Source organism: Pseudomonas sp. Sample_24 (assembly GCF_004307605.1).
In the GTDB taxonomy this organism is placed as follows: Bacteria; Pseudomonadota; Gammaproteobacteria; order Pseudomonadales; family Pseudomonadaceae; genus Aquipseudomonas.
Window position 1 is genome coordinate 1 of the sequence record NZ_RCNW01000020.1, and the last position, 3,662, is coordinate 3,662.

2 protein-coding genes are annotated in these 3,662 nt (G+C 58.8%); one reads left to right on the forward strand and one right to left on the reverse strand.

Annotation, left to right across the window (positions count from 1 at the left end; translation table 11 throughout):
- Positions 1-79 precede the first annotated feature (79 nt).
- A complete protein-coding gene (gene polA, locus D8V06_RS00855) occupies positions 80-2,887 on the forward strand; it encodes a DNA polymerase I (protein WP_130930274.1) in 2,808 nt (935 codons plus the stop codon).
- 322 nt (positions 2,888-3,209) lie between these two features.
- Here polA and yihA read toward each other — a convergent pair.
- Positions 3,210-3,662, reverse strand: a 453-nt coding sequence (yihA, locus tag D8V06_RS00860; RefSeq protein WP_130930275.1) for a ribosome biogenesis GTP-binding protein YihA/YsxC, incomplete at its 5' end; no start/stop codon positions are given.

The window sequence follows — 3,662 nt, forward strand, 5'->3', positions numbered from 1 at the left end:
CGCATGATAACCTTGTCCCTTTGTCGTCAACGGTCCCGCTATTCTAGCGCCGGACCCGCCGAAAAGGTTGATCCTGCTCATGAGCCAAGCCCCCCTCGTCCTGGTGGACGGTTCTTCTTACCTGTACCGCGCCTTTCACGCGCTGCCACCGCTGACCACGTCCAAAGGCCTGCCGACCGGTGCGGTCAAGGGCGTGTTGAACATGCTCAAGAGCCTGCGCAAGCAGTACCCGGACAGTCCGTTCGCCGTGGTGTTCGACGCCAAGGGTGGGACTTTTCGCGATGACATGTACGCTGAGTACAAGGCCAACCGCCCGAGCATGCCCGATGACATGCGCGTACAGATCGAGCCGCTACACCAGAGCGTGATCGCCCTGGGCTTCCCGCTGTTGTGCGTCGAAGGCGTCGAGGCCGATGACGTGATCGGCACGCTGGCCCGCAGCAGCGCCGCGGCAGATCGCCCGGTGATCATTTCCACCGGCGACAAGGACATGGCGCAACTGGTCGACGGCCACATTACCTTGGTCAATACCATGACCGGTAGCAGCATGGACGTGGAGGGCGTGAAGGAGAAATTCGGCGTCGCTCCCGAGCAGATCATCGATTACCTGGCGCTCATGGGCGATTCGTCCGACAACATTCCGGGCGTTCCGGGCATCGGTCCGAAGACCGCTTCCGGCCTGCTGGTCGGCGTCAACGGTGGCCTGACCGAGCTCTACGCGCAGCTCGACATCGTGCCGACCCTGCCGATTCGCGGTGCCAAGACCCTGCCGGCCAAGCTCGAAGAGCACAAGGAGATGGCATTTTTGTCCTATCAACTGGCGACCATCAAGGTCGACGTGCCGCTGGACATCGGCCTTGATGACCTGAAAATGGGCGCGGAAGATCCAGACAAACTCTACGAGCTGTATACCCTGCTGGAATTCAAAAGTTGGTTGAATGACCTCGATCGCGACGCCAAAAGACTCGAACTGAGCAGTGCCGCCGACGAGCCTGCGCCAGTCGCTGATCTGTTCAGCGCACCCGAAGTCGAAGCACCGGCCCCCGTCGCCGAAGCCGCTTATGAAACCATCCTCGATCAGGCGCGTTTCGATGTCTGGCTGGAGAAACTGAACAATGCCAAATTGTTCGCGTTCGACACCGAAACCACCGGTATCGATGCGCAACAGGCGCAACTGGTTGGCCTGTCGTTCGCGGTACAGCCTAACGAAGCGGCTTACATCCCGCTGACCCACTCCTACATCGGCGTGCCCGAGCAACTGGATCGCGATACCGTCCTGCGTGCGCTCAAGCCGATTCTGGAAGACCCGAACAAACTCAAGGTCGGCCAGCACGCCAAGTTCGACATGAACATCCTGGCCAATTGCGCCATCGGCGGCGATCAGGCCAATGGCATCACCGTGCGCGGCATTGCCTTCGATACCATGCTCGAGTCCTACGTGCTTAATTCCACGGCCACCCGCCATGACATGGACAGCCTGGCCCTGAAGTACCTGGGTCACACCACCGTGAGCTTCCAGGACATTGCCGGCAAAGGCGCGAAACAACTGACGTTCGACCAGATCGCTCTGGAACAGGCCGGCCCGTATGCAGCCGAAGACGCCGACATCACGTTGCGTCTGCATCAGGCGCTGTTCGAGAAGCTCACGGCGATCCCGAGCCTGGCCAGCGTGCTGACCGACATCGAAATCCCGCTGGTACCGGTGCTGGCGCGCATCGAACGCCAAGGCGCGTTCGTCGACGCTGCGCTGCTTGGCGTGCAGAGCATCGAACTGGGCGACAAGATGGTCGCGCTGGAGCGCGAAGCCTTTGAGATTGCCGGCGAAGAATTCAACCTGGGTTCGCCGAAGCAGCTGGGGGTGATTCTCTACGAAAAACTCGGACTGCCGGTGCTGAAGAAAACCGCCAAGGGTCAGCCGTCCACCGCTGAAGAAGTGCTGGCGAAACTGGCCGAGGACGATTACCGGTTGCCTAAAGTGCTGATGGAATATCGTTCCATGAGCAAGCTGAAAAGCACCTACACCGACCGCCTGCCGGAGCAGATCAACCCTCGTACCGGGCGGATTCACACCTCGTATCATCAGGCGGTGGCGTCTACAGGGCGCTTGTCTTCCAGCGATCCGAACCTGCAGAACATCCCGGTGCGCACCGCTGAAGGACGGCGCATCCGCCAGGCGTTCGTGGCGCCGACCGGCTACAAATTGCTGGCGGCGGACTATTCGCAGATCGAATTGCGGATCATGGCCCACCTCTCGGGCGACGAAGGCTTGAAAAACGCTTTCCGCCACAATCTGGACGTGCACACCGCCACTGCCGCCGAAGTTTTCAAGGTCGAGCTTGCTGACGTGACTTCCGATCAGCGTCGCAGCGCCAAGGCGATCAACTTTGGCCTGATCTACGGCATGGGTGCGCAGAAACTCGGTAAAGACATTGGCGTCGATACCAAGACTGCCAAGGCGTACATCGATACGTACTTCGCCCGTTACCCGGGTGTTCGCCAATACATGGACCGCACCCGTGCTCAGGCGGCGGAGCAAGGTTATGTGGAGACGTTCTTCGGACGACGCTTGTACCTGCCCGAGATCAACTCCAATAAACCACAGGAACGCGCCGCCGCCGAACGCACGGCAATCAACGCACCGATGCAAGGTACGGCGGCGGACATCATCAAGAAAGCCATGGTGGCCGTGGACGAATGGCTGGCTTCGTCCGGCCTCGACGCCAAAGTCATTCTGCAAGTGCACGATGAATTGGTTCTTGAAGTACGTGAAGACCTGGTCGATCAGGTCAGCTCTGACATTCGTAAGCACATGAGTGGTGCCGCGCAGCTCAATGTTCCATTGCTGGTGGAAGTCGGCGTAGGTAATAACTGGGATGAGGCGCATTGAGCCAATGAAAAAAGAGCCACGCCTGCTGCGGCATAGTGCCGCGGCGGGCGGTTCGAAGAGCGCTTAGTCCGGAAAATGCTCGGGGTTATTCCAAAGCATTTGAAAAAAATCTGAACTAATCTGGAGAAATGCCACTCAGAGTTACTGAATGGCTGGTGAAGCCCTTCGATGCTCCTATGTTGTGTTAAGTGTTGGCAGATATCTGGACCCCGCCCTAGCGGTCTAGAACTTGAACCCCGGAACTTCCCCCTCCCCATAGAAGTCCGGGGTTTTTTTTGCCCGTAGAAAACTGCCTGAGCGCGCCACAGGCAGTTTTCGACGCTTACTGGGCCTCGGCCTCGGCACCCTTGTCCGCCAGCTCCATCCAGCCTGCCAATACCGTGTAGGCCTCTTCCAGACCCAGGCGTTTTGGCGCCGAAAAGAGCTGAATAGTCACCAGATCACCCCAGCCCTTGCGGATTTCCGACTGCACTTTCAGCAGTGTGTTCTTGGCGGCGCCGTAGGTCAGCTTGTCGGCTTTGGTCAGCAAAATGTGCATCGGCATGCCAGCGGCTACGGCCCAGTCGAGCATGAGCAGGTCGAAATCGGTCATTGGATGACGGATGTCCATCATCAGAATCAAACCTTTCAAACTCTCGCGACCGCCCAGATAGGCTTCCAGGTGACGCTGCCAATGTTGCTTGAGCGGGATCGGTACTTTTGCATAACCGTAGCCCGGCAGGTCGACCAGACGGCGTTCATCGTCTAGCTTGAAGAAGTTCAACAGCTGTGTGCG

Excerpts from the sequence above, each read along its gene's own strand:
- polA (WP_130930274.1), top strand. The coding sequence starts at position 80 with ATGAGCCAAGCCCCCCTCGTCCTGGTGGACGGTTCTTCTTACCTGTAC.